Raw genomic sequence first — 25,438 nt, forward strand, 5'->3', positions numbered from 1 at the left:
TCTATGACGGTATACATACTTTTAGGGCTTTTAAACGGGTTTTGCATTGCGCTAAATCGGATTTTGAATGGTCAACTCAGCTTACATTATGGTGCATTTCGTGCTTCCTATTTTAATCACATCGTAGGGTTAATTTTCCTCTCGCTGTTCGTCGTTTTCTGGTATCACCCTCCAGAAATATTCCCCAGTGATATTGTGCTTTATTCTGGCGGACTAATAGGAGCATTATATGTCGCGATTAATAGCCTCGTCATGACCAAACTAGGTTCAACCAATGCCATTGTACTGGTTATCGCTGGGCAAATGCTTGTGAGTGTGTTCTTTGATTCATTGAGCACTGATCGTTATATTCAACAATACGTGGGAGCAGGACTGATCATTGTGGGAGTCGTATTCAAAGAGATGATAGAAGTTAAAAAAAAGAGCATGAATAATTAACGATTGAGTAAAGTCCGGTTCAATTCAAGCCTTAACTTTTGATGGCAATATCAGGACGTATTCTTATGAGCTAACTCACGTGTAGGATTGAGAAATTAGAATGCTAATGTATTATGACAAATAAGTACTCCAGCTCATTTTAGGTTATTGGTATGTTTATACACTCTCACCCGCTGCTAACTTTCGGACATATAAATGTCTGATATAAAATTTTCAAACTCTGTTTCGATAGCGTCTATTTTGGATGTGATCGATGCATGCGGAAATTTGCCCGCTTCGGCTAAATTGAAATACAGAGCACTGGGTTTGTGTCATTCACGTAACAAATCACCTTTAACTCGTATCCCTGAAAATACGTTCATTGAACTGTGGAGTCTAATTGGAACGTTCCACCCCTGCGCCGAGATAGGGCTTGTTATTGGCCAAAAAATCTCCCCGGAATCCAAAGGAGTACTCGCGAGTTGGGTAAGCCAATCCGATACCATTGGAGAGGCATTAACCCTCTTCCAGAAAAATATTATCTTGATGAATCCTTCTGAGCATTGGGAGATCGATGATGATGGTACGTATTGTACATTGTCGTTAACGATTCATTCAGAGTACAACTATCCAAATCAAGCTATAGAGCGCAGTTTTAGTGCGATGGTTGCTTGGGCTCGAATGCTTAGTGCGCACCCTTTCTCAATAAAAAGTGCTCATTTTACCTGTGAGAAACCCGACTACGCTGACAAATATGAATCTATCTTCGGGTCGAACATTCAATTTGGTTCGCAAACGAATCAGCTTGTCTTTAATTCCAGTTTTTTAACGTACCCTATTACGTCTAGTAGCCGCTATGTTAAAGAAATAATGGCCGAAAATGCAGATAAAGTATTAAGAGCACTCAACGATACTGGCAGTATAAAAACATTAGTCTCTGAAATTGTTACGAGTAATATGTCAGAAGGTCATCTAATTGGAATCGATGAAATTGCGACTAAGCTATATACCAGTAGACAAACGCTATATCGTAAACTAGAAAAGGAAAATACTACCTTTCGTTCTATCGTTGATGAAGTTCGTAAAAAATACATTATCATCAATCTCAACAAGCCAAATGCACCTAGTATTACGGAACTCAGTTATAATCTAGGTTTCAAGGATACCAGTAGTTTCTATAAAGCGTTTAAACGTTACTTTAACGCCACCCCCAAAGAGTATATTGAGTCAAGACGCATTGAGTAGCGCTCATTTCGATATGTAAAGAACAGTATTGAAAGTGGATCGCTCTGTTTGTATCCAGTTTCTAGTTTCAATTAAAATGGTAACGAACCCCAATACCAAACGTCTCTAAACTACCGCCTAACCAGCTATATTCAAGTTCAACATTAAATTGGTCAAATCGGTACCCGACTCCCACCCCTCTAGCGATACCGGTATGGACATCGTCTAATTTTAACGTCCCATTGCTATCATAAAATTTGTATCTTTCATTCGTTACACCGAACTTAATTTTATAGAAAAGCGTTTCTTGACTGCGATAAACTCCATATAGGTGAACCATATTGATTTTCTGGTCACCTCCGTAAAAGTTATTGTGTGTACGACTTATGTTGTAGCTGCCTTCAATTGCCCAATGATTAAACTCATACCCAGCTAAGATATTATTGACATTTACAGAATTAAATTCTGTTTGATCTAAGGTCATACGGCTAAAGTCTGTGCCTACATAAAATTGATTTGCATGTGCAAATGACGAGAGTATTGATGCCCACACAACAAAATATTTAGTGATTAATTTCAATTTTTACTCCTCGCCACTACTGCTAAAAGTGGTAACCCGCCGTTAGGCCCCAAGTAAATCCACCCGCGTCACGCTCTTCGCCATTAAGCGTCATATCGCTATTCGAATAGTGAGCATCAAGACCTATAGACCATTGATCTGCAATGAGGTAGTCAACCCCGCCACCAATCCAATACCCAGTAGATTCATCTTCATAAGTCTTCTTCGAGCCTGACTGCTCTGATTGAAGTTCAGCGCCTAAAATACTAACGCCCCCGCCTAAGTACGGGATAAATGAATCGGCTAAAACGGGCGCTTGCCACCGTAACCCAAAATTAATTTCAGCAACGCCTGTTTCTGTGGTCACCCCATTAGTTTGGTTCTCGTTACCACTGCCGTAAAAATCTAGCGCAATCCCCACAGGTGACGATGTCGGTAAGTAAGTAAACTGAAACCCGATAGTGTCCATTGAATCGTCGTCTCCCCAATCAGAATCAAGTGATTTCGCACCAATTAATACTTTGAATGAAGAATTCCCGTTTGCGGCATTTGCCAAGCCGACTGGCAATAATAATAAACTGGCAAGCGTAACGGTGTTCACAGTAGTTGACATAATAAACTCTCACGTTTTTTAGGGTTAAATCGGTATCGCCTAATACGATGACCCAGTCAATGGACTCGTTATTTAGCGACATTTCGTTGGAGCATGATATGGCCTGACAATGGTTTTGTTTATGTTCATTTGTAACCATTTAATGTCAATTTGATTCAAATTTCGTTTGCAGATGATTAGCGTTTGGATATTCCTATTGGCGGCAATGTGTACCAAGCAGTTGAAGGCATCAAAGTGGTGATACCTTCTCTCTATACTCGTGGTTATTTGAGGTAATCTGGAGTAAAGGAAGTTAAGTAAGTTGATTAATTACGGCGGAGTTGGTTAAAGTCGTAGCAAGTAAAATACAAATACTGCACACACCGACTCGTATTGGGGAAAAAAGGCTGAACCAGTGTTGGTTCAGCGAGTGTTATGATTAGTCATGATCTCGTCGTCGATGATATCTACCAGTGCTTCGGCCAGTATTCTTATCTGAGATTGCCTGAGTCCCGCAATATTTATCCTGCCATTAGGAATACCATAAATTGCATACTTGTCTCGCAATAGCGCCATCTGAGCGGTGCTTAAGGGCAACATCGAAAACATCCCTTTTTGCTTGGCGATTGCGTGGAGTGACGCGGGAGCGCCTAATTCGGACAAGATGTCTCCAAGCTCATTACGGATATCGATAACACGTTCTCGATACCCTGTTAGTTCTTGTAACCAAGGTTCAGGGTTACTGAATAGCAATGAAGCAATTGCGGAGCCATGATTCGGTGGCATTGAGTAGTTCGCTCGTGTAATGCGTTCTAACAATGGACGTACGTTGGTTAGCAGGCTTTTATTATTCGCGACAACCATTGCGGCACCGGTACGCTCACAGTACAGTCCCATATTCTTCGAGCAACTTGCGGCAACAAATACCACATCATTTTGTTCCACAATCAATCTCAGTCCAGCGGCATCATTATCTGGTGTGTCGCCAAAACCTTGATAAGCGATATCGATAAATGGGATTACTTTTTTACGCTGACAGAAATCTGAAAATTGTTGCCACTGTTCGATAGATGGGTCTATTCCCGTTGGGTTATGGCAACAACCGTGAAGCAAGATGACGTCTCCTTCCACGGCGTATTCCAAATCGGCAAAGCAGGTTTCGATATCCAACTCTCCATCTTTATCCTGCCAGCGGAAAGGCTCAACCTTTAACCCGGCACCTTCCATAATCGGTCGATGGTTGATGTAGCCTGGGTTGGTATTCCATATAACAGTATTAGGAGCTAGATGCACAATAAAATCCGCCAAGACTCTCAGTGCTCCCGATGCACCGACGGTTTGAATCGTGTATTGGCTTTCAAGTTTGGCGTTGATATCCCCGAGCAAAAATGTTGCAATTTGGTGATTAAATTCCAGATTGCCAGATAACGATCGGTATGACTTTGAGTGCGCCTTTTTTGCTAGGTAATGTTCCGCATCTTGTACATTTTGCATAACTGGAGTTTCACCCGATTCATCTCGGTATACCCCCACAATAAGATCAATTTTTTCTTCTCGTGGGTCGTCTTTAAACTCATCTAAAAGTGTCCATAATGGGTCACCGCTCAAATTCGGTAAGTTTTCTAACATAACTTTAATTCTCCCTGAATAAACACTAACTGCGGTTGGAAAGAATGACACCTGTAATGGTCAATCCTATCCCACAAAGAATGACAGCTGATAGCGGCTCGTCGAAAACCGCCACTGCGAGTAGTGCTGTTAAGCCTGGTGATATCGAGCCTATAGTCGAAGATTTCTCGGAGCCTAATTGACCAACGGCATAGGAAAATCCTATTGTGGCGAGGATACCAACGCCCAATCCTTGTATAACAATAAACGGTAGAGCTTCTTGAAATGAAAATGAGCCGAAATTACTCGGAACCCACTCGCAACAAATCAGCCCTAATGTAATAAAGAATGACAAGTACGATAGGATAATTGCTACGGTAATCGCGTTTAGGCCCGCACGTTTTAACCCCATTATGTACCCTGCCCAAATCAGCGCAGCGCATAGCAAATAAAATACACCATTGGACATACTGTTAGTCGCGTTGCCAGTACGGTCGATAACCATTATCACGATGCCCACAAGTATCAATGATAAAGAAAGAACACGCTTCAAAGACACATTCTGGTGGTAAAAAATATAGGAAAGCAGAGCAATAAAAAAGGGCGAAGTCCCCGCTAAGATAGCCCCAACATAAGCGGTAGGTGTCGTTTTTGCCCCTAAAGAAGCTAAGAACAAAAATGGAACGCCTCCTAGCAGAATAAATAGTACGTCCGAAATGCGCGTCGTTTTTATGGCTCTCAGGTGTGAAGGGATCATTGGAGCCAATAGCACCAATGGCACAAAAAACCTGATTAATGCAACATCAGCAATACTAAGAGGTGAAGTACCGATTGCACGGATGGTGAGAGAAAACCCTGACCAGATTATCAACACCATAAACATTGCCATGTAACCTTTTGCTAAAGGAGAGACAAAGCTCTGACTCAATCTTCCCGTTACTGAATGGATCGCTCTTTCCATTGCACCTATTACCTATTCTCTATACTTGTTAATGATATTATTCACCAAACATCACGCATTTAATCGGCAAATGTTTAACCGGAAATTGCTATTTGTAGTGGAATGAATTAACTTTTCATAAAATATTGATTGAAATCGGCGAGGGTAATTATGGATAGGATTGATCGTCACATACTTGAAATTATTCAATCGGAAGGACGATTGTCTACTGCGGATCTTTCAGAGCGAGTTGGCTTGTCGCCTTCCCCTTGCGCTCGGCGTTTAAAACGGCTTGAAGATGAGGGCTATATTGAAGGTTACCTTGCTAATTTGAGTAAGGAGAAGATAGGAATATCGATGACGTTTTTTGTTGAGGTGAGTCTGAATAATCATCAGGAAGAATCGATCAGAAGCTTTGAATATGCGCTCTCGAGTATAGAAGAGGTCATAAATGGACATATTGTTTCGGGAGCATACGATTATCTATTAGAAGTCGTCACCCCGGATTTGGCTGGTTATGAATCATTTACAAAAAAACTTCACAAAATAACCAGTGTAAAAGACATTCATACGCATTTATCTGTAAGGCAAATCATCACCAAAAAATCGTTACCATTATATATTTAACGGGCTGATTTATTCTTAACGTATATTCGTTTCAAATAGAAAGCCCCGTCGATAAATTGAGTTATCGTAACGGGGCTTGTTATTCATTCTTGATTTAGTCTTCGTCTTGCTGATACGCGCTGAAGTTATAATCCACATTCACAATTGCTTGGTAGTTAATTTCGCTCGGAGAAGTCGCAAACTCAGTGATGGTGACTTTCGTGTCTTTGAGCATAACGTCATCAGCAGATGCTTGAACGTAAAACGGAAGCTTTTTAATAAGCTCATCACTGGACAACGTCTTTAAGTTTTCGATCATCTTGAATCCAGCATCATACGCTTCTGCTTTACTTTGATATGTCGCGGTCGCTAAGTCTGTGCTGCCCTCTTGTGTTACTGAACCAGCGAAAGATGCAGTGCTTAGTAGTAGAGAAGTGGTGAATATAGTGATTAATGATTTCATAGTCTTTTTCCTAATATTGGTTAACAGTGCCCTTACTGCTTAAGACTAATCATAACGTTGAAATTATGTGATGTACGTCAAGTTATGTAAAGACAACGTAAATGTGAAATTACAAACGTTAATTAGATTATCTCGATATTTCATTAGCGGTAATAGATGTGATTAATATTTAAAATCAAGAAATTACACCTCTATCAGATTGCGATATTTTCTTTAACTCGCCCTTTACTCGTACTTAGCTAGGAGCTAAAGTTTTTCCATGTGTCATGCAAATAGTGATGTGAACAGCGGATTGTCCATCACAAGCCAGGCAGCAACAGCGACTAGGCTGCCTGCATAAAAGAAATTCATCCCTTTCTCATACATTGGGCTGTTCGACAGTTTCGACAGTAATTCACCAATTGATACCCAGACAAAATGCATAGAAATGTTTAACACCGCCAGCCAGATAATTAAGACGGCAACACCGTTTGCTCCAAATGTTTCCTGAGACTGTTGCGCGAACAAGGTAAACATCAGAAATACCATTAGCCAGCCTTTACTGTTTAACAATTGAATCAACAATCCATCAAAAAAACCTAGTGTTCTTGAAGCATTATTCTGTTCACTGTCCTGAACTCGAATGAATTTACTGGCGATATAAACAAGATAGAGCGCGCCTACTAATTGCAGCACATTCATTAACTTCGGTTGCGTGCCAACAACCTCCCCTAACCCGTAACCGATTAAAATCGACTTAATAATGAAAATACTATCTACACCAGCAATTAACGGGATAGATTTTCTTACCCCTACCTTTGCTCCTGATGCTGCAAAAACAATGTTGGCGGGGCCAGGGCTAAATACCAGAGGAAACATCACCCCTAACCAAATAACAAATAAACTCATACTCACCTCCTAAGTAAAGAAGCGCAGAATAAGGAATTAATCTCGCGTGGTCTTGTACAAAATTGAACGCTAAAACTAATGCTGAGTGACTAGATAATTGGATGGAGATACGCCAAAGGCTTTCTTGAAATTGCGGGTAAAATGACTTTGATCATAGAACCCGCAAGCGAGCGATGTTTCGACACAACTCGCCCCTCTAGCAAGGAAAGTCTTGGCATTGAAAACCTTTATTAAAAGTAAATATTGATGAGGAGTGACGCCAAACACTGTCTTAAAGCTTTTAATTAACTGAAATTTAGAACAGTTTGAAATGTCTTCAAGTTCGGTTAGTGAAGGATTTAACTCGAAATTATCGTGAATATAATCTCTGGCAAGATAACTGCTTCTGGTACAAATATGCTTATACATCTCTTGTTTAGGAGAACCATACTTCGTAAACAGTTTTTCTAGCGCGACGGTATATAAAGACTCTTTAGTTAACTGAAACGATGTTTCTTCGAGCGAAATGTGCAGTTTTAGCAATGTATCAAATAGCGTTTCATCGTGGATAACTGGGCGATCAATGATAGGGTCTAGAGGAAAACAACTATTTTCAAAAGTGTCATTTAGCGACTTCATATTGAAATAAAACATGCGATATCGCCAGCCTTCTGGCGAACCTGAAAAACCCGTATGAACCTCTGAGGGGTTGATAGCGACGATATGACGTTTGGGTATGATGATATTTTTACCACGGTACAATAAGCCTTCTGCACCTTCTTCAATAACACCAATCGCCAATTCATCATGCCAATGTTTAGAAAACTCAAACTTGGTATAGCTGGCCGAAAGTAGTTCTATGCCAGACAAGTCTGGATTTACCCAGAGCTTCGATTTTTCCACTCGGTGCCTATTGATCTTAAAGAGAGTTTGAATTTCATTCTGATGTAAATATCCTCAAATCACAATATAAATATAGGCGCAATACGTTCTTGTTTGGTTACCTCATATACACCACTGTTCTACAACCAATAATTATGTATCAAGTAATTTTGATAATGGTGTTTAGGGAGGTGATATTTGAAATGACGTGCTCATTTGGAACATTCTTTGGAGGTTTATTTGATATGAGTATCGATTTTATCCCGACGGTTTGTGGCCCCCAATAATCATGTTCATATGAGTCGCCAATGAATATTGAATTATCAGCTTTTTCTTGTAATGCCGAGAGCGCAACTTGATAAATTGATTTATGAGGTTTGGGGCGGCCATGATCCACCGAGGTTACAATTTCAGTAAAATAACCAGACATGGCAAATTTTTCCAACAACATTGGTACCATTTTTATGTGATGTGTATTGCTAACGATCGCAAGTTTGTAATTTGAATATAGCTTATCAAGTAACGCTTCAACGCCCGGAACGGGTTTAATATGAGCGCTCCACTCGCGAATATACAGATCAATAAACCCTTCTTCAATATCGTCTGATATCTGCTTGGCATTCACAAAAAATAAGAATTCTGTCAGCACGTCGTGCAAAGAAAATTCGATTTGGCTGTCTTGAGATTGTTGCTCCAGTTTGCAAAACACTTTATGCCAATTTTCTACAAACGACTCATACTCTATTTCAATTATATTGGTATTTAAATAATGATGAGTCTGTGAAAATTGTAAAGATTTCCGATGAGTAGAGTACTCTACCAATGTGCCAAAGAAGTCGAAAATTATTGTGTTGATCATGCTGTAACCTTTTCAGTATTTCTTCCGAAAGCTATTGAGCAGAGCACATGTTTTTACCGCTCTGCTTCGATTGATATAACGCGAGATCAGCACGTTGATAAATTTGTTCGATATTTGTGTCATTATCATTATGGTTCCTGCTATAAGCATAATGTGAGCACAGTCTAAAGTTTAATCCTACCTGTTTTCTAACGATAATATTGTTACATTAATATGCAATTGAAGGTGTATTTTAAATTTGTGATATGTGGAAGATTTAGGTGAAAAAGTTGCTATATAATCTATGCCTAAAATAACGATATATAGAGATGTTTCTCCACTATATATCTTAATCTCACCATTTACTGATAGATAAAGTAGTCGATGCTTGTCAACATAAACATTTTATCCAGAGTCGCTTTCCAGTGTTCTATCATCACCCTCATACAAAAAGAGGAGATGAAATCATTAATGCTGCGGTTGAAAGGTTATATGCCGTTGGGATGTTGTATAAAACGACAATTCTCAATAGCGCTGTTATGTCGGAATTATGAGGTTGTGTTTGCATCGGATCCAATAAAAATATGACTAAATCGATTCGATCTTCGATAATCAATGCTCCTAGTTGTACATCTCCACCATCTAAACCTGGTTTTAACTTGAACACTTCGAAATCATCTATATCACTCGCACTGAGTTTATTTTTAATTGCCTTTTCAACTAAATCTCCAGTTGTTTTTGTTGATATCAAGTTGTAACGGATTAAAAGTTCATGATTCCATTCGACCCATTTGATCAAATCTTGTTTTTTATTATCGTGCGCCACTAAAGCTATTCGTTTAATCTTTTTCATATAAAAACCCAACCAAATAAACTTATATAAGATCAATGTAATGAAAAGATAAGTGAGATAATTACTTTCAACTTTCTTACATTACACGACTCGCCACCTACCGTTGTATTGAAATTTTTACAATGTGTTAGTTGACCTAACTCATTGTTCCCTAGTTACTAAAGCCAAATTAGACTCAAATTGTCAAGTGAGTATTGAGAATTATTCTTAAATACTAACTACTTGAACTAGGCATTTATAACCATAATAAACACGACAAATGAGGTGCTAAGCTAGTCTGGAAAATCAAACACAATGGCGCGAAATAGTGACAAAGCCGAAGTTTGACGTTCTATAATTTTTATGCGAACTATAATTAGAGTCCATTAAGTGATTGGAGGTGAGATATGATCGAACTTGTAACCAGAAGTCAGCGCGCTTTCTTCTCAGTGTCACCGTGTGAGTTTGGCCGTTCCAATTTTGGCGCCCCACTTCACTACTTCCCTGCACAGGCGCAACATCATAGAAAGGGACTAGTTATTGCGGGAACTCATGGTGATGAAACCATTTCTCAAATCGCGCTTTCTTGTGCTTTGCGTTCTATTGCGCCTCAATATTTAATGCATGATGTCGTGCTATCAATCAACCCCGATGGTAATCAGTTAGGTACTAGGGCGAATGGTCATGGTGTTGATCTGAATCGAGCCTTTCCCTCTTCGAATTGGCATGCTGAAGATACTGTGTATCGCTGGAGCAGTGATACCGATGTGCGAGATGTTGCCATTAAAACTGGACAAAAATCGCCAAGAGAGCCTGAGGTGACGGCATTGATCTCTCTCATTAACATGCTTAAACCCGCGTTTATCATTTCACTGCATGAACCTTTAAATTGTGTTGATGACCCAGTTAAATCCGAACTTGGATGCTGGCTAGCAGATGTATTCAAATTACCTCTTGTTGCGGATGTTGGCTACGAAACACCAGGTTCATTTGGTTCTTGGTGTGCAGAACAAGGCATTCCTTGTGTCACATTAGAGCTACCTTCGATTACTGCTGATGACGCGATGAAAGAGTATCTTCGCCCTATGACGAAACTTCTCTCTACCGCGGAATTGCCGTGATAGTCACAATCCATGCTTTAGGACGCAACTGTTTGATACAAATAACTAGGTTATGAAAAGACTCGTGAGCAAAACAATGGAAACCAACACAGTTTTACATTGTCAAAGCACTCACATCAGTTTGAAGGTGAAGGAAGAATCTAGTGTCGTTTTTATTCGGTGGCTCGCGTCACAACGAAATCAAAAAAAATAAACAGATCGTTGCTCGTATCAAAGATAACCCTCGTATTGCCACACATCACTATATGACACTAGCGGATCACACTCTCCATTACGTCTCCTCACCTTCTCTACCGACTCAGTCCAAACAGAAGACTAGTGTGGTCTTTGTTCATGGTACTCCGGGCGGATGGGCAAGTTTTTCGCGTTACTTGGAAGATGAAAATCTAGTAAAAGATTTTTCTGTTAACGTGATCGACAGACCTGGTTGGGGAGAATCCGGTTATGACAACGCTGTATTTCCAACTTCTTTAAGTGACCAGTCACGGTTATTAAAACCGGTGTTAAAAAATATTTGGCGACAAAATGGAGAGCAAAAGGTCATCCTTGTTGGGCATTCTCTAGGTGGTTCACTAGTCCCTAAAATGGCTGCAGATTATCCCCAGTATGTAAAAGGTGTCATTATTCTCGCCGGTGATCTGGATCCTGCTTTGTCAGAGGCTCGCTGGTTCAATAAAGTGATGGCTAAGCTTCCTAATGCTTGGTTTCCAAAAAGATGGGTAAATTCAAATGATGAAGTCTTGGCGATTCAGCCTAGCTTAGCGGAATTACAAAGCGAGTTTGCCACGATCACCTTACCGATTACGGTGTTACAAGGCGTGAACGATGGCCTTGTTCGATCGGGGAGTGCGACAAAAGCCCCATCGATTTTTTCATCAGCTCGAGTTGAAGTTATCATGTTACAAGGAGCGAGCCATATAATTAACCTAACCCATGTAGAAGAGGTAAAAAAGGCCATTTATAAAATGAAGTGAGAGAAAGTCTCGGGTTTACGCTCTACCAACAACAACTTTAGGCTGTTTAAACCTGAATGTAGATATTCGTTACGTTAACGAATTTGACAAACTTCTCTTTCAAACTTCCCAGTCCTGCAAGCTAAAAAATTATTGATCATATTGAATCCTATGGTCTTAACCTGCCTTGTTCCATATCGTTCTAATTATAACCATGTTCTAAGATTTTGATTTTGTACTAGTTCACTTGGTATAAAACCTGCTTGTAGACTTTAAGAAAGAAGATGTTTATTCTCGATTTGATATCAATTCATTTACCATTATTTTAAGGGCCACCTTATGAAACAACGCGGCTTTCAGCATTTATTACTTCCTCGTATTTTGACTTCACTCACTGCAGGCGTATTGATCGTAGGCATGTCGACAAGCGTATCAGCAGAAGCCTTTCGTTGGGCTTCCAACACTGACCCTCAAACGTTGGATCCTCATGCAGTTAACTCTACACCCGTATTGTCTTTTCTAAATAATATTTATGAAGGCTTAGTTCGACGCGGTGAAACGATGGCTATCGAACCGTCTTTGGCAACTTCGTGGGAGCCTCTGACTGATAAGAATGGCTGGCGTTTTCATTTACGTAAGAATGTAACTTTCCAAAATGGTGCAGCGTTTACTGCTGAAGATGTTCTCTTTTCATATCAGCGGGCGTCAAATGAGGCTGCTGATGTGCGATCTTGGTTCTCACCCGTTTCGGAAGTCACCATTGTTGACGACTTCACCATAGATTTTGTCACAATAAGCCCCAACCCTCTTTTCCCTGATTCCATTGCCAACTTTATGATATTAGATAAAGATTGGGCACAGGAAAACAAAGCAGAATTACCAGCAAGTGATTCGGAAAACTTCGCGACTATGAACACAAATGGTACTGGTCCTTTTCAATTATCGAGTCGCGATCCAGGTGTAAAAACGACGTTAGCACCGAATGCATCATGGTGGGATAGCGCAACTCACAATATTACTGAAGCGACATTCACTCCAATTGGTAACCCTGCTACGGGGATCGCGGCCCTGTTTTCAGGTGAGATTGATTTCATTCAACCCATTGCGTTACAAGATGCGAAACAAGTCGAAAGCCGCAAAGGGTTTAAAGTATTAGAAGGTGAAGAAACGCGAGTCATTATGTTTGGTTTTGGTCATGACCATGACTCTCTGCTCTATTCTTCTGATGTGAAAGATGAGAATCCGTTTAAAGATCCTCGTGTTCGTTTAGCTGCGGCACATGCGCTGAATATTGCTTCGATTGACCGTGTTTTATTCCGTGGAAAGATTGAATCTGCATCGCAATTGGTTCCTGAAGGTATTTCAGGCTTTTCTGAGAAGAATTCAGAACGACCAGAATATGATCCTGAACGTGCGAAAGAGTTACTGACCGAAGCTGGTTATCCTAATGGTTTTAGCTTTGGCTTAAAATGTACTAATGATAGATACATTAACGATGAAGCACTGTGCCGTGCTGCGGTTTCTATGTTTAGTGCGGTTGGTTTAAATGCTCAACTGAGCACCGGCCCAGTACGCGATTACTGGACTCAATTACGTGCTGATGATTTTGATATGTATTTACTTGGTTGGTCTCCAGGTACATTTGATATCGAACATCCAATTCGTTTCCTATTGCATAGCCAAGATAACGCAAAGAAATTGGGGTCTTGGAACTTTGGTAACTATTCAAATGCACGTGTTGACGAGCTATTGCCATTAATACAACAAGAGATAGATTCAGTTAAGCGCCAAAATATGATCGATGAAGTGGTCGCGACTACACAAAAAGAGATGGCGTATATTCCGCTTTATACCCAACCATTAATTTGGGCGACTAAAGAGAATGTCGAGATGACACAACGTGCTGATAATTTCTTCTTATTACGCTGGGTAACAGTGAAGTAATTAGAAAGCAAGGTATTGCTAATACCCTGTAAAAAACGCTTCTATTCGCAGGGTATTAGCTTTGTGTCGATATGAATTTATTTTTCTAGTAACACCTCAAAAGTGGAACATTGATGTTTTATTTTATTTCTAGACGGCTCTTTCAATCCGTTTTTGTTATGCTTGCGGTTGCTTTTCTTGCCTTTTCTTTATTCCGTTTTGTTGGCGACCCGATTACGCAAATGACTGGCGTTGAAACCTCGCTCGCTGATCAAGAAAGACTCCGTGAAGATTTGGGTTTAAATGACTCATTCATTAGTCAGTTTGGGCGCTTTACTTTAGATATGCTAAAAGGCGACTTTGGTTTTTCCTTTCGTACCCGTCAGCCTGTCGCTGAAATGATTGCCCATCGTATTCCAGCGACTCTTGAATTAGGTGTTGTGGCACTGCTTATCTCTCTTGTTATTGGCATACCTGCGGGTGTCTATACTGCTCTTCGACCTAAAGGGCTGATTACTCAAGGCATCTTAATGATCACATTGATTGGTATTTCAATTCCAACGTTTGTCATTGGTATCGTGCTTATATTCTTATTTGGGGTGCAACTTGGTTGGCTCCCCACTTTTGGCCGTGGGGAAACCGTAAACATAGGACTTTGGGAAAGTTCTTTATTTTCTCTAGACGGTTGGCGAGCATTAATTCTTCCGGCCATAACATTGGGGGTGTATCAGCTCACGTTGACCATGCGCCTAGTTCGTTCACAAATGATGGATGTGATGCGATCGGATTATATTCGTTTTGCTACCGCGCGTGGTGTCCCTATGAGGCAGCTTTATTTTCGTCATGCGCTTGCCAATACGATGGTGCCCGTAATTACCATTATCGGTTTGCAGTTTGGCGGGGTGATTGCCTTTTCAATCGTGACTGAAAGTGTTTTTCAATGGCCAGGAATGGGGTTGTTATTTCTTGAGTCGATTCGTTTTGTGGATATTCCTGTAATGAGTGTTTATTTGGTGGTTATCGCCTTTTTCTTTGTGGTGGTAAATTTACTTGTTGATCTTCTATATGTGGCGATTGATCCACGCCTGAGAGCTTAAGGAGTGCATATGAAAGAATTGATTAAGCGCTCAGAAGGGCTTTGGCTTTTCACTCGTAGTCCTGTTGTAATTGTCGCAGCAGTCATCGCTATTCTTATTTTTATTGGTGCGGCTTTTGCCCCATGGATTGTTTCTGGGAACCCCTATGATCTTGGGTCATTTAGCTTGATGGATGGTTTATTGCCTCCTGTTTGGCAAGATGGTGGCTTATCACAATTTATGTTAGGCACCGACGATCAAGGTCGAGATATGGTGTCATCGGTGCTTTATGGTGCTCGCTTATCCCTGGTTATTGGATTGTCTGCGATGGTTATTGCCACTGTTCTCGGAGTGGGATTGGGGCTTGCAGCCGGCTTTTATGTCGGACGTTTAGATGCGATTATTATGCGTATTGCAGATATTCAACTGGCTTTACCTGCTATTTTAACGGCTTTATTAATTGATGGTATTGCCCGTGGTATTTTACCTTCAGACATTCAGCAAGATCTGCGAGTCGTGGTATTGATTCTCGCTATTGCTCTGTCTCTGTGGGTGAACTTTGCCCGTACCGCTCGCGCTTCGACTTTTATTGAAATGAATAAGGAATATGTACAAGCATCTATTATTATGGGGCAACGTCCAATTCGTATTATGTTGATTCATATCTTGCCAAATATTCTCGGGCCTCTTTTGGTTATTATGACTGTGGATCTCGCTTCCGCGATCTTGTTAGAAGCTACATTATCCTTTTTGGGTATTGGTCTTTCAGCCGATAGCCCATCGTTAGGAACGCTTATTCGTATCGGTATGCAATTTATGTTGTCTGGTGAATGGTGGATCTTATGGATACCGACACTTTTTCTGGTTGCTCTAGTCGTTTCAATCAATACGCTTGGTGATTTCATGCGTGATGTTTTCAACCCGAGGTTACGTTAATGCTGACAGTCAAAAATTTAACCGTACGCTTCCCTACTCGTTTTGGTGACGTAACAGCAATAGAAAATATTAACTTACAGGTAAGTGCTGGTGAAATTCATGGCCTTGTGGGTGAAAGTGGCGCAGGTAAATCGACGGTTGGTGCAGCCGTTATTGGTTTACTGCAAACGCCGGGTTATATTTCCGAAGGTAGCATTACTTTAGGTAAACTCGATTTGCGCGCTTTAAGTGACAGCCAAGCACATGCTTTACGTGGCAAACGGATTTCGATGATATTCCAAGACCCACAAACCAGCTTAAATCCACTGATGACGGTGGAAGAACAGTTAATTGAAACCATTTTGGCTCATGAAAAGATATCTGTTGTCGAAGCTCGTACTCGCGCGATCGATTTGCTAGAAGAAATCGGAATCAATAATGCAGCGCAACGGATCAAGTCTTGGCCGCATCAGTTTTCGGGTGGAATGCGTCAACGTGTGGTTATCGCTCTGGCTCTATGCACTAATCCTGAATTAATCATTGCAGATGAACCAACAACCGCGCTAGATGTGGCGGTGCAAAGCCAAGTGTTAGATCTCATTCGCTCGCTGGCGGATAAACGTAAGATTGGTTTTATCTTAATTACTCATGACATTGGTGTTATCGCCCAAATTGCCGATCGAGTCACGGTTATGCGTAATGGCAAAGTGGTGGAATCAGGCAATACTGCACAAGTTCTTGGCCGTCCCGAACAGGTTTATACCAAAGCATTAATGGACGCTGTGCCACCTTTAGACCATAAAATAGAGCGATTTCGCGTACCTGTCGAGAAAGAGGTGAAGTCTGATGGCGCGATTACTGGAGATTTTGCGGAACAATGGTTATTAGCAGAAAAAGAGTCCAGTAAACAAGATCTCGCCGTTGGTCTTAGCATTGACGGTCTGGAAGTGCGTTTCACTGGCACTCGGACGTCATTATGGCGCAAGCCAAGTGATTTTATCGCGCTTAACAAAATCAGTTTTAAGGTTAACGCTGGTAGTATTATGGGGTTGGTTGGAGAAAGTGGCTCTGGTAAGTCAACTGTAGCCAAAACCATAACTGGGCTCATTAACCCTAGCGTCGGTAAAATGATGCTTGGGAACGAACCTTTGCCAGCAGGAAAAGATCGGAGTCGTAACCACTCATCTCGTCGAGTGATTCAAATGGTGTTTCAAGACCCATATTCAAGTCTTAACTCACGTCATAAAATTGGTTCTATTTTAACTGAGCCACTCTGGTTTTACGGTTTAGAAAAAGATCCTGTGCAACGTAAAAAGATTGCGGCTTCTATGCTCACTTTGGTTGGCATGGACCCGGATGCAATTGATAAATATCCTCACCAATTTTCGGGAGGGCAACGCCAACGGATTGCTGTTGCGCGTGCTTTACTCGCGCGCCCTCGCTTTCTAATATGTGATGAGCCTACTTCTGCTTTAGACGTATCAATTCAAGCAGAAATCCTTAATCTCTTAAAGGATCTGCAAGAAAAGTTTGGACTCACGATTTTATTCATTAGCCACAACCTTTCGGTCGTACGGCAAATGGCCGATGATATGATTGTCCTGCGTAATGGCGTGATTGAAGAGGCGGGAAAAACCGAGGATTTATTCAAGCGTCCACAGGCAGAATACACGAAGAAACTACTCGAATTAACACCGGTAATGCCAAAGAGTTGGGCTGTGTCATAACAGCTAGGTTACATTTGCACCATATTGCTATGAAAGTATTTATGGTGCTGTAACAAGCAATGGTATTCGCCTGTTGTCGCTTATATTTTGAGCCATTGATCTTTTCACAATATTTTTTAGTAACAAAGAGAAGAGCGGTGCGTTACACTTGCGATATCTTCACATATTCACTTATCACCTACTTCACTCCATAAGGCACTTTCTCTATTATGATGTATCTCCAGTATGAAAAATGCATTGCAGCGGCCCTAGCCCTCAGCTTATTTTCATTCGGACAACCTGCCCACGCCGAAGAAAACAGCAACGATAAATCGGCAAACAATCGTGATTGGGATTACACCATGAGCATGTTAGATATCGCGAACCCTGAAGATGATCAACGCTATATCGACCCCGCAGAGTTAAAAGCTGGTCATGTAAGTGCACTCGAGCACTATGGTGAGCTCAAATTGCAAGCCAATGATCTTGAAGGTGCTAAGAAGTATGCTGAGCGTCTAGAAGAAGTATGCCCATATGGCTGCGACGAGCTTGAGACTCTCAAGAAGTCAATTAGCGAATTTGAAGAGCAGCATAAATAAGCATTAAAAAAGGGGTAGCCTCAGCCACCCCTTTAATTACTACTCAGAATGAAACGTTAGTTAACTAACCCAAACATTCTTGGTAGGAACAAGCTGATTTCTGGAATGAAAGTGATCGCTAACAACGTAACAATCAATACCGCGCAGAACGGCATGATGCTTCTAATTACATTTTCAATCTTAGAACCACTAACACTACAGCCCACGAATAGCGCCGTACCCACTGGCGGTGTCGCGATACCAATACATAAGTTAAAGATGATCATCATTGCGAAGTGAATTGGGTGCATTCCTAAGTGTTCTGCGATTGGCATGAAGATAGGTGTAAAGATCAATACGGCAGGCGTAAGGTCCATAAACATACCAACAATCAGCAAAATCACATTCATTAAGATGAAGATGATAATTGGGTTATCTGAAATCGACAGCATCCAATCACTGATCATAGTTGGTAGACCGGTAAAGGCCATTGCCCATGACATGATGGTTGAAGCACCAATCAAGAACAACATAATCCCCGTAACCTGTATTGTTTCCCGGCAAATTAGCGGGAAATGCTCCCACTTAAGCGTTCGATAACAGAGTGACAGAATAAAGGAGTAAAGAACCGCAATACATGCCCCTTCCGTAGCCGTAAATACACCACCTATGATGCCGCCAATAACCACAAAGATTAAACCTAAACTTGGCGTTGCTTGCCAAACGATGTTTAGTACATCTTTTGTTGTGAAGCCATCGTTAGCACTCGTGGTATAGCCTTTCTTCTTAGCGATGAAATACGCCAAGACCATACAGCTTAATCCCATTAAAATACCTGGGACATAACCTGCAATAAACAGAGCCGCAACGGATGTTCCGCCAGATACTACGGAAAATACGATGAGTGAGTTACTTGGCGGAATTAGGAGACCAGCAGGACAAGATGCCACGTTTACCGCGGTAGCTAAGTTTTTGTCGTAGCCCTCTTTTTCCAATTCTGGGCCTAAGGTTTTACCAACCGCAGCTGCGGCCGCAACGGCAGATCCAGAAACGGCGCCAAACATCATATTGGCAAAAATGTTGACGTGCAAAAGTGAACCTGGAATCCAACCAACCATAAGTTTTGCAAGATTGATAAGTCGCCCTGCGATACCACCCACGTTCATGATGTTTCCGGCAAGAATAAAGAATGGGATAGCGAGCAAACTGAAACTATCTATACCGGTAAAGATCTTTTGCGCCGCAGTCATGCTTGCTACGTTAAAGGGTAAAATGAAATACATGATGGTCAAAGACGACATTGCAATCGCAATCGCAATCGGCATGCTTATCGCAATCATGAATAAAAATAGGCCTAGCAGCCAAACACCAATGGACAAGTCCATAAAATAGAATCCTTATTAAGCTTGTTCTTTGTTACTAAACAGGTCGACCGTATTTAAAACGATATAAATCAGTATAATCACGGCTGAAATGGGCAGTATTGAATACACAGTAGACATCGGTAATTGCAATGCTGGTGATAATTGTTGCGTGGTTCTGCCCATAAGAGCTAAGCCACCTTTTAGCAATGCTAAAGAAATAAATGCACCTGAAATTACATTTATCAGTACATGTAATGCGACATGTGCTTTGCCTTTAAGCGCGCCGTCCAATAGTGTGATGGCTAAATGCCCTTTTATTCCGAATAAATAGCTTGCGCCAAATAAACCAAGCCATACCATGGTGTAGCGAGCGAGTTCATCTGTCCAGTTACTTGGATCATTCAACACATAGCGGCTAAACACTTGCCAAGTGACAGTAACTACAAGCAACATTAACGCAAAAGATGAAATAAAAAGGAGCAACCTATCAAGCAGGTTTCTGAAAGTTGTTAACATGGAGTTGTACCTCAAAAAATTTTGCCCTAGCAAAGCCAAGGCAAAATTATAGTGTTACTAATATTGTGCTAGGACTAATTAAAGCGCTTCAATTTTTTCAATGAATGCCGCTAATTTAGGGTCTTTCTTAGCTTCGTCAATCATAGGTTTAACAGCAGCACGGAATGGGGCTTTGTCTACCTCAACAAATGTAACGCCTTCTTCGATGCCTTTCGCTTTGTTCATGTTGTCTGTTTCGTCCCAGATTTTGATCTGTTCTTCAAGAGACTCTGCTGCGGCTTCTTTTAAGATTTTTTGCTCATCTGCTGAAAGTGAAGCCCACTTGTCTTCTGAAATGATAATCACGTCAGGAGTCATCATGTGTTGATCCATCGAGTAAAATTTAGCAACTTCACTGTGCTTCATTTCAACTAGGCTAGAAATGTTGTTTTCTGCGCCATCGATGACACCTTGTTGTAACGCGGTGTAAACTTCGTTGAATGGTACAGGTGTTGCTTTACCGCCTAATAGGTTAACCATTTCCATCATAGTCGGAGAACCAGGAACACGAACTTTCATACCCGCTAGATCTGCAGGAGAATTAATCGCTTTTTTCGAGTAGAAGCTGCGAGTACCTGAATCGTAGAAAGTAAGACCAATGAATCCTTTGCCTTCACTTGAAACTAGCATTTCTTCAGCAGCGTCACTTCTCATGAACGTTCTCATGTGTGCAACATCACGGAACAAGAAAGGCAGTGCATTAACTTTAAAAGTAGGTTCAAAAGATTCTGCTAATCCACCATTGATTTTTGCCATGTCAATCGCGCCAGTAACCACTTGCTCAGCTTGATCACGTTCAGAACCGAGTTGGCCGTTTGGAAAAATCTTGATAGTCAGTTCGCCATTCGATTTTTCTTTCACTTTGTCAGCCATAATCACCATACCTTGGTGAGCAGCACTTTCTAATGACATTGCATGTCCAAGCGTTAACATTTTTGCCGAAACATTCACGCTAGCAAATAAAGAGGTAATCAACAAAGGCAATACTAATTTCTTCATTTCTTTTGTCCTTAATATATTTATCTAATAAGTAATAATTTTAATATTGGAATTAAACTTTCTTTTGAAACATTATTTCGAAAAGCTAAGGAGATAATACTTATGTAGTCTTGTAATACAATATTACGACACAAGAAGTATGATCAAAGCACTGTGCTAGATCACATTTTTAATCTGATATTCTACATTTTCGATCTTTCCGGAGAATATTAATTGATCTCAAGCACGATTAGCACGCTTGAATGACCAATAACTTATCAATGCAGTGAGGTTTTATTAAGAGGATTCATTGTGATGGCATAATCGATCACAATATTAACATATGGATCCAAGTCATAACATATTACAATAAGATTATATTAAATATTATGCTTATTGTTATGAGCGTTATTCTAAGTATGCTTATTTACAATATGAGTTTAAGTTAATATCAATGATATTAATCGTATTAATTAGGATATTTGATAATAGTTTTTATAGATTTTTCTGCAGTAAAATATTCACATATAAAGTGAGTTGCACAATACAATAAATGTAGATGTTGTTATTTATCGCTGACATGACCTGTTGTTTTTAGGTAACAGGTCATTCAGTACGAGTGGAATCAGCCGCAATGTTTATCTACATTTATTTCTAAGCAGATCGTTCCTAGTTAAACACTGTTTATAACACCTAGTTCGAACTATTCTATGAATTCGACTTTATCTTCTGCCGCGCCCCTTTTCCATTGCGTGATAGTCCTTAAAATCAGAGTCACGAGGCAAAGAGAACCAGAGCAGAAAGCAACGATAGTGAAAGAGAATCGTGTGCTGGTATTACCCAACAGTTGTCCTAAAGCGTCTAAAATTATTGGTGATAAGAACTGACCTAAAAACAGCATGCATGAAACGATGGCCATAACTCTAACTCCTGCTCCCTTCCCTCCAGCATGACTGGCCCCGGAATACAGTGTTGGCATTGTCCATCCGAGACCAAACCCGACAATACTAATGGCTATCAAAATTTGTGATACGCTTGCAGCTTGACTTAACAACAAAAAGCCAACCGCCATCATTCCAAATAGAACGATAAGAAGAAATGACTTAAGGAAGAGTCTTACTTTGACATAAAACAATCCAGCGATGAATCCACATGCAGTAAGAACCGCAAGGGCTATTCCTGATAGTGATGAATCTCCTAGATGGTTATTTTGCATGAATATTGCGATGTTGACGGGAATTGCGTAGAACGCGACCATTAAAGCAAATGCTCCACTTGCCCATGCATACACTGACTTAGGCAGTTTTTGTTTGTATGTAACGGCACCTTTTATCTCCGGAGGCTCGGGTAAAAATAATAATATTAATACAAACACAATTAGCCCCATCGAATAAACCGCAAAAGTGTAGCGCCAATTCAGGGTAGCCAATGCTCCCGCAGCGATAGAGCAAATGATGCCACCAAGCTGTGTCGCTGAAACGGAATAACCGAGCATCTTTGCTCGCTCTTTGCCATCGAAGAAATCAGCGATTAAACCTGTCGACAAGGGCATGATTAGACCAACGCCGATTCCAAGTACTGCTCGCGACAAAAGCAACATGCTGAAACTTCCGACAAAGGCACTACCCAACCCACCAATAAGATAAAAAAGAAGCCCTATTACTAAAATACTACGTGCAGATATTTTAGAACTAAGTTGTCCGGAAATGAGTGTGAAAACGATCATAAATATGGCCGGCATTGTTACGACGAGTTTTATCGCGGATTCACTCGTTTCTGGAAATGCAGTGGCGATTTGGGCTATCGCTGGAGCAACTGCTGCTCCAGCCATTACCGTTAGTAGTGAGAGTGATAAAATAGTCGGTTTAATCATACTTTTCATAACTTGTTATTGTCCTGTTATTTCAAATTAGACGCATTTTCTACCATACGATTTAGCAGCCCCATCACCTGGTGTCGTTCTTCATCAGAGAACCCTTCCACTAAGATTTCGATTGATCCGTATAAGATTTTTCTTAAGGTTGGCTTAAAATCGCTTCCTTTCGGTGTTAGATACACCAGATTAACGCGTCCATCTTCTGGTGATCGTTTTCGTTCCACGTATCCCTGACTTTCCAAGTGCTGTAGTGCTCTTGTTGCCGTTGCTTTATCGCACTTAAAGAAGCTCGCCAGTTCTTCTTGGCTAACACCATCTTGATAGGTAAGTTCAGCTAGAAAGCTAACCTGACCACTTCCAATGCCATAAGGTTCAAGTTCCTTACTAATGTGGCTTTGGCTAGACCGATATAAGATTGAAATTAAGCGGCCAAGTGGGTCATATTTCTCTTTCATATCGAGTTCCTACCTATTTTAGATTTGACTATATTAGTTGCTATAGCAACTAATATAGTCTTACATGGTTGCGATCGCAACGTTATTTTGGGTATGAAATGAAATAAATATCTTAATTAGAATTAGATTTAGCGTTTCATTGATAGCAGGACAGCCGCTGAACAGAGGAAGAAAACACCGAGAAAAACGATAAATTTAGTTTGCTATGGGGATCTGAGACGGCTTTTATACAAAGAGGTAAATACCAATGTCATTAGACTTCTTTTTCTAGCTGTTTTAAATATGATTTCATAAATGAAGTTCTGCGCTCGGCTTCTATTTTTGCCGAAGTCGTATTCATAGTTTCAACGAGCTTCAGCAACTTCACATAGAAGTGATCAATACAATATTGCTTATCGTTTAACTCTCTTTCGCGCGCAAACGGGTCCAATTTATGGTAGAAATCGGAGCCCAACGTGGTATTGACTTGAAAGCACCTCGCAATACCGATAGCGCCTAAGGCATCGAGCCTGTCGGCATCTTGCACTATTTGGGCTTCTAACGTTTCAGGTGCAATATTGGCGCTAAAACTGTGGGCTACTATCGCATGGCTTACGTCAGAGAAATACTCAGATGGGTAACCGATTTTCTCTAGAAACTTAAGCGCTTTCTTGGCTGCTATGGTTGAACTGCTTGCTCTATCTGGATGGTTTTTAGGGAAAGAAAAACAGTCATGAAGGTACGCAGCAGGAAGGACTATTTCGAGTTTTGCCTCTTCTTTTAATGACAAGCTTTTAGCTGTTTTTACCACTCTTTGAACATGAGTCAAATCATGAGCTAGGTCCTGTTGCATCTCTGATTTAATAAAATTGAAAAACAATGATTCAAATTGCTCTACCATTCTCTACTCCGTGAAATCTAATATTGCTAGCGTATGGTTTTCAACATACTCTTGGCTATGTTTGGACCTTTCTCTATTCTATTCTCTTATCTTTATTACAAAATAATCAGAGTAAAGCAGGTGGTTAATTATGTTTGTTTCACGATGAACATCAAATTGATTTTTGCATGATAACTTCGCACGCATCATGACCGGTATCACCACGTGGTGCATTGAGGTACTCAAAACCCAATTTCTCGTACAATTTTATCGCCTCTTTAAGGCACTCAGTTGTTTCTAAATAGCACTCTTGATATCCATGTGCTTTTGCCTGTTTTAGAGTCAAAGCAACCAGTTGTGTAGCTAAGCCATGTCCTCGAGTTTGAGGTAAAAAATACATTTTCTGTAATTCGCAAACTGAGGGTTCGCCAGCCAAAGGTGCAAACCCTCCTCCCCCTACGACTTTTCCACTATGCTCAACGACCCAGTACGCCGCTCTATCCTGATCATACGTTGAATACAAATCGTCTAGAGTCGGATCTGAAACGCCATATCCTTTATCGGCAGTTAATCCATACTCTGCCGATACTGTTCGTATTAAATCAGCAATCTCTTGGTTATCGGTGTCGCTAAGTGGACGAATAATAAAATCGTTTGGTTGGCAAACGTTGGTCAGTATTTTCATTTTGCTTTAGGACGAAACGGCTTAATCACTGCTTCGTCGCATTCTAAGTAAGGCCCTTCCATTAGGTCGATACAATACGGAATTGCAGGGAATACTGCATCCAGACATTCTCGGATCGACTTTGGTTTTCCTGGCAAGTTTACAATTAACGAGTCATTGCGAAGACCGGCAGTCTGACGTGACAAAATAGCGGTAGGAACGAACTTAAGAGATTCAGCGCGCATAAGTTCGCCAAAACCAGGCATCATTCGATCACAAACGGCTTCAGTTGCTTCTGGAGTAACATCACGTTTTGCAGGCCCTGTACCGCCTGTAGTGACGATCAAACTGCAATCCTGTTTGTCTGCCATTTTTATTAATGTGGCTTCAATAACATCTTGTTCGTCGGGGATCACTTCGTAGATTGGTTCCCACTCAGAAACTAAATACTCATTTAGAGTGTCAATAATAGCTTTACCTGAAATGTCTTCATACACACCTGCGCTTGCACGGTCGCTAACCGTAACAATACCGATCTTAGCTTTTGTCATTTTTTTCTCATTGGTTGGCTAAATTTGTTACACACG

Annotated in this window: 26 protein-coding genes and 1 pseudogene; 10 read left to right on the plus strand and 17 right to left on the minus strand. The window is 40.8% G+C overall.

The features are described from left to right. The first annotated feature begins 3 nt into the window (after positions 1–3). Entirely contained in the window at positions 4–438 is a 435-nt protein-coding gene (locus ACXJY6_RS11855; RefSeq protein WP_458768469.1) for a DMT family transporter, read from the plus strand. Positions 439–633: 195 nt separating this feature from the next. Continuing rightward, positions 634–1,662, plus strand: coding sequence for an AraC family transcriptional regulator (locus ACXJY6_RS11860; protein WP_458768470.1), 1,029 nt, complete (start codon positions 634–636; stop codon positions 1,660–1,662). 67 nt (positions 1,663–1,729) lie between these two features. Here ACXJY6_RS11860 and ACXJY6_RS11865 read toward each other — a convergent pair whose 3' ends face one another. The 4 genes from ACXJY6_RS11865 to ACXJY6_RS11880 all read right to left on the minus strand — a co-directional run bounded on the left by ACXJY6_RS11865 (position 1,730) and on the right by ACXJY6_RS11880 (position 5,361). Further along, positions 1,730–2,221, minus strand: a complete 492-nt coding sequence (locus ACXJY6_RS11865; protein WP_458768471.1) for a putative outer membrane beta-barrel protein — start codon at positions 2,219–2,221, stop codon at positions 1,730–1,732. Between the two features lie 22 nt (positions 2,222–2,243). Then, the gene (locus ACXJY6_RS11870) at positions 2,244–2,813 is read right to left on the minus strand and encodes an outer membrane beta-barrel protein (RefSeq protein ID WP_458768472.1); all 570 of its coding nucleotides are present in this window, start codon (positions 2,811–2,813) and stop codon (positions 2,244–2,246) included. A 402-nt stretch (positions 2,814–3,215) separates the two neighbouring features. Next, a complete protein-coding gene (locus ACXJY6_RS11875; protein WP_458768473.1) occupies positions 3,216–4,421 on the minus strand; it encodes an amino acid aminotransferase in 1,206 nt (401 codons plus the stop codon). 25 nt (positions 4,422–4,446) lie between these two features. Next, complete coding sequence (locus tag ACXJY6_RS11880) at positions 4,447–5,361, minus strand: DMT family transporter (RefSeq protein WP_458768474.1); 915 nt, start codon at positions 5,359–5,361, stop codon at positions 4,447–4,449. Between the two features lie 150 nt (positions 5,362–5,511). Between ACXJY6_RS11880 and ACXJY6_RS11885 the strand changes: the two genes are divergently transcribed. Next, positions 5,512–5,967, plus strand: a complete 456-nt coding sequence (locus ACXJY6_RS11885; protein ID WP_458768475.1) for an Lrp/AsnC family transcriptional regulator — start codon at positions 5,512–5,514, stop codon at positions 5,965–5,967. 94 nt (positions 5,968–6,061) lie between these two features. Here the strand turns inward: ACXJY6_RS11885 and ACXJY6_RS11890 are convergent, their stop codons facing one another. From ACXJY6_RS11890 to ACXJY6_RS11910, 5 genes are all read right to left on the minus strand, one after another. Then, positions 6,062–6,409, minus strand: coding sequence for a DUF3316 domain-containing protein (locus ACXJY6_RS11890; RefSeq protein WP_458768476.1), 348 nt, complete (start codon positions 6,407–6,409; stop codon positions 6,062–6,064). A 264-nt stretch (positions 6,410–6,673) separates the two neighbouring features. Then, positions 6,674–7,297, minus strand: a complete 624-nt coding sequence (locus tag ACXJY6_RS11895; protein WP_458768477.1) for a LysE family translocator — start codon at positions 7,295–7,297, stop codon at positions 6,674–6,676. A 75-nt stretch (positions 7,298–7,372) separates the two neighbouring features. Then, complete coding sequence (locus ACXJY6_RS11900; protein WP_458768478.1) at positions 7,373–8,179, minus strand: AraC family transcriptional regulator; 807 nt, start codon at positions 8,177–8,179, stop codon at positions 7,373–7,375. Between the two features lie 139 nt (positions 8,180–8,318). After that, on the minus strand, positions 8,319–9,017 hold the full coding sequence (locus ACXJY6_RS11905; RefSeq protein WP_458768479.1) for an HAD family hydrolase: 699 nt from the start codon (positions 9,015–9,017) through the stop codon (positions 8,319–8,321). Positions 9,018–9,438: 421 nt separating this feature from the next. Continuing rightward, the gene (locus ACXJY6_RS11910) at positions 9,439–9,849 is read right to left on the minus strand and encodes a methylglyoxal synthase (protein ID WP_456049781.1); all 411 of its coding nucleotides are present in this window, start codon (positions 9,847–9,849) and stop codon (positions 9,439–9,441) included. 389 nt (positions 9,850–10,238) lie between these two features. Between ACXJY6_RS11910 and mpaA the strand changes: the two genes are divergently transcribed. From mpaA to ACXJY6_RS11945, 7 genes are all read left to right on the plus strand, one after another. Next, a complete protein-coding gene (mpaA, locus tag ACXJY6_RS11915; RefSeq protein WP_458768584.1) occupies positions 10,239–10,949 on the plus strand; it encodes a murein tripeptide amidase MpaA in 711 nt (236 codons plus the stop codon). 143 nt (positions 10,950–11,092) lie between these two features. Further along, complete coding sequence (locus ACXJY6_RS11920) at positions 11,093–11,923, plus strand: alpha/beta fold hydrolase (RefSeq protein WP_458768480.1); 831 nt, start codon at positions 11,093–11,095, stop codon at positions 11,921–11,923. A 318-nt stretch (positions 11,924–12,241) separates the two neighbouring features. After that, positions 12,242–13,846, plus strand: coding sequence for an ABC transporter substrate-binding protein (locus tag ACXJY6_RS11925; protein ID WP_458768481.1), 1,605 nt, complete (start codon positions 12,242–12,244; stop codon positions 13,844–13,846). Between the two features lie 113 nt (positions 13,847–13,959). After that, positions 13,960–14,922 (plus strand): ABC transporter permease, encoded by a 963-nt coding sequence (locus ACXJY6_RS11930; RefSeq protein WP_458768482.1) that lies wholly within the window; start codon positions 13,960–13,962, stop codon positions 14,920–14,922. Positions 14,923–14,931: 9 nt separating this feature from the next. After that, on the plus strand, positions 14,932–15,837 hold the full coding sequence (locus tag ACXJY6_RS11935; RefSeq protein WP_458768483.1) for an ABC transporter permease: 906 nt from the start codon (positions 14,932–14,934) through the stop codon (positions 15,835–15,837). Further along, positions 15,837–17,543 (plus strand): dipeptide ABC transporter ATP-binding protein, encoded by a 1,707-nt coding sequence (locus ACXJY6_RS11940; RefSeq protein ID WP_458768484.1) that lies wholly within the window; start codon positions 15,837–15,839, stop codon positions 17,541–17,543. The genes ACXJY6_RS11935 and ACXJY6_RS11940 overlap by 1 nt, the downstream gene beginning before the upstream one ends. A gap of 209 nt (positions 17,544–17,752) precedes the next feature. Continuing rightward, a complete protein-coding gene (locus ACXJY6_RS11945; RefSeq protein WP_456049787.1) occupies positions 17,753–18,121 on the plus strand; it encodes a hypothetical protein in 369 nt (122 codons plus the stop codon). A 56-nt stretch (positions 18,122–18,177) separates the two neighbouring features. Here ACXJY6_RS11945 and ACXJY6_RS11950 read toward each other — a convergent pair whose 3' ends face one another. The 8 genes and pseudogenes from ACXJY6_RS11950 to mog form a co-directional block, all read right to left on the minus strand. Beyond that, positions 18,178–19,485 (minus strand): TRAP transporter large permease, encoded by a 1,308-nt coding sequence (locus tag ACXJY6_RS11950; protein WP_456049788.1) that lies wholly within the window; start codon positions 19,483–19,485, stop codon positions 18,178–18,180. A gap of 15 nt (positions 19,486–19,500) precedes the next feature. Beyond that, positions 19,501–19,980 (minus strand): TRAP transporter small permease, encoded by a 480-nt coding sequence (locus ACXJY6_RS11955; RefSeq protein ID WP_456049789.1) that lies wholly within the window; start codon positions 19,978–19,980, stop codon positions 19,501–19,503. 78 nt (positions 19,981–20,058) lie between these two features. Then, complete coding sequence (locus ACXJY6_RS11960) at positions 20,059–21,018, minus strand: TRAP transporter substrate-binding protein (RefSeq protein WP_456049790.1); 960 nt, start codon at positions 21,016–21,018, stop codon at positions 20,059–20,061. 682 nt (positions 21,019–21,700) lie between these two features. Further along, entirely contained in the window at positions 21,701–22,879 is a 1,179-nt protein-coding gene (locus tag ACXJY6_RS11965; RefSeq protein ID WP_458768485.1) for an MFS transporter, read from the minus strand. 17 nt (positions 22,880–22,896) lie between these two features. Continuing rightward, positions 22,897–23,328 (minus strand): MarR family winged helix-turn-helix transcriptional regulator, encoded by a 432-nt coding sequence (locus tag ACXJY6_RS11970; protein WP_458768486.1) that lies wholly within the window; start codon positions 23,326–23,328, stop codon positions 22,897–22,899. Between the two features lie 253 nt (positions 23,329–23,581). After that, positions 23,582–24,208 carry an HD domain-containing protein gene (locus tag ACXJY6_RS11975; protein WP_458768487.1) on the minus strand — a complete coding sequence of 209 codons (627 nt, stop codon included), beginning with the start codon at positions 24,206–24,208 and terminating at the stop codon, positions 23,582–23,584. A 151-nt stretch (positions 24,209–24,359) separates the two neighbouring features. Then, a pseudogene (locus ACXJY6_RS11980) lies at positions 24,360–24,872 on the minus strand (GNAT family N-acetyltransferase); the annotation flags it as partial. Further along, positions 24,869–25,402: a molybdopterin adenylyltransferase gene (mog, locus tag ACXJY6_RS11985; protein ID WP_458768488.1), complete on the minus strand. Its 534-nt coding sequence runs from the start codon at positions 25,400–25,402 to the stop codon at positions 24,869–24,871. The gene mog and the pseudogene ACXJY6_RS11980, both read right to left, overlap by 4 nt. Positions 25,403–25,438: the final 36 nt, after the last annotated feature.

It is taken from the genome of Vibrio phycocola (genome assembly GCF_054404255.1).

What these genes read in the sequence shown, in the direction of transcription:
- ACXJY6_RS11855 (WP_458768469.1), top strand. Translation starts at nt 4, where the DNA reads ATGACGGTATACATACTTTTAGGGCTTTTAAACGGGTTTTGCATTGCG.
- ACXJY6_RS11860 (WP_458768470.1), top strand. Translation starts at nt 634, where the DNA reads ATGTCTGATATAAAATTTTCAAACTCTGTTTCGATAGCGTCTATTTTG.
- ACXJY6_RS11870 (WP_458768472.1), bottom strand. Translation starts at nt 2,813, where the DNA reads ATGTCAACTACTGTGAACACCGTTACGCTTGCCAGTTTATTATTATTG.
- ACXJY6_RS11875 (WP_458768473.1), bottom strand. Translation starts at nt 4,421, where the DNA reads ATGTTAGAAAACTTACCGAATTTGAGCGGTGACCCATTATGGACACTT.
- ACXJY6_RS11880 (WP_458768474.1), bottom strand. Translation starts at nt 5,361, where the DNA reads ATGGAAAGAGCGATCCATTCAGTAACGGGAAGATTGAGTCAGAGCTTT.
- ACXJY6_RS11885 (WP_458768475.1), top strand. Translation starts at nt 5,512, where the DNA reads ATGGATAGGATTGATCGTCACATACTTGAAATTATTCAATCGGAAGGA.
- ACXJY6_RS11890 (WP_458768476.1), bottom strand. Translation starts at nt 6,409, where the DNA reads ATGAAATCATTAATCACTATATTCACCACTTCTCTACTACTAAGCACT.
- ACXJY6_RS11895 (WP_458768477.1), bottom strand. Translation starts at nt 7,297, where the DNA reads ATGAGTTTATTTGTTATTTGGTTAGGGGTGATGTTTCCTCTGGTATTT.
- ACXJY6_RS11905 (WP_458768479.1), bottom strand. Translation starts at nt 9,017, where the DNA reads ATGATCAACACAATAATTTTCGACTTCTTTGGCACATTGGTAGAGTAC.
- ACXJY6_RS11910 (WP_456049781.1), bottom strand. Translation starts at nt 9,849, where the DNA reads ATGAAAAAGATTAAACGAATAGCTTTAGTGGCGCACGATAATAAAAAA.
- ACXJY6_RS11925 (WP_458768481.1), top strand. Translation starts at nt 12,242, where the DNA reads ATGAAACAACGCGGCTTTCAGCATTTATTACTTCCTCGTATTTTGACT.
- ACXJY6_RS11930 (WP_458768482.1), top strand. Translation starts at nt 13,960, where the DNA reads ATGTTTTATTTTATTTCTAGACGGCTCTTTCAATCCGTTTTTGTTATG.
- ACXJY6_RS11935 (WP_458768483.1), top strand. Translation starts at nt 14,932, where the DNA reads ATGAAAGAATTGATTAAGCGCTCAGAAGGGCTTTGGCTTTTCACTCGT.
- ACXJY6_RS11940 (WP_458768484.1), top strand. Translation starts at nt 15,837, where the DNA reads ATGCTGACAGTCAAAAATTTAACCGTACGCTTCCCTACTCGTTTTGGT.
- ACXJY6_RS11945 (WP_456049787.1), top strand. Translation starts at nt 17,753, where the DNA reads ATGATGTATCTCCAGTATGAAAAATGCATTGCAGCGGCCCTAGCCCTC.
- ACXJY6_RS11950 (WP_456049788.1), bottom strand. Translation starts at nt 19,485, where the DNA reads ATGGACTTGTCCATTGGTGTTTGGCTGCTAGGCCTATTTTTATTCATG.
- ACXJY6_RS11955 (WP_456049789.1), bottom strand. Translation starts at nt 19,980, where the DNA reads ATGTTAACAACTTTCAGAAACCTGCTTGATAGGTTGCTCCTTTTTATT.
- ACXJY6_RS11960 (WP_456049790.1), bottom strand. Translation starts at nt 21,018, where the DNA reads ATGAAGAAATTAGTATTGCCTTTGTTGATTACCTCTTTATTTGCTAGC.
- ACXJY6_RS11965 (WP_458768485.1), bottom strand. Translation starts at nt 22,879, where the DNA reads ATGAAAAGTATGATTAAACCGACTATTTTATCACTCTCACTACTAACG.
- ACXJY6_RS11970 (WP_458768486.1), bottom strand. Translation starts at nt 23,328, where the DNA reads ATGAAAGAGAAATATGACCCACTTGGCCGCTTAATTTCAATCTTATAT.
- ACXJY6_RS11975 (WP_458768487.1), bottom strand. Translation starts at nt 24,208, where the DNA reads ATGGTAGAGCAATTTGAATCATTGTTTTTCAATTTTATTAAATCAGAG.
- mog (WP_458768488.1), bottom strand. Translation starts at nt 25,402, where the DNA reads ATGACAAAAGCTAAGATCGGTATTGTTACGGTTAGCGACCGTGCAAGC.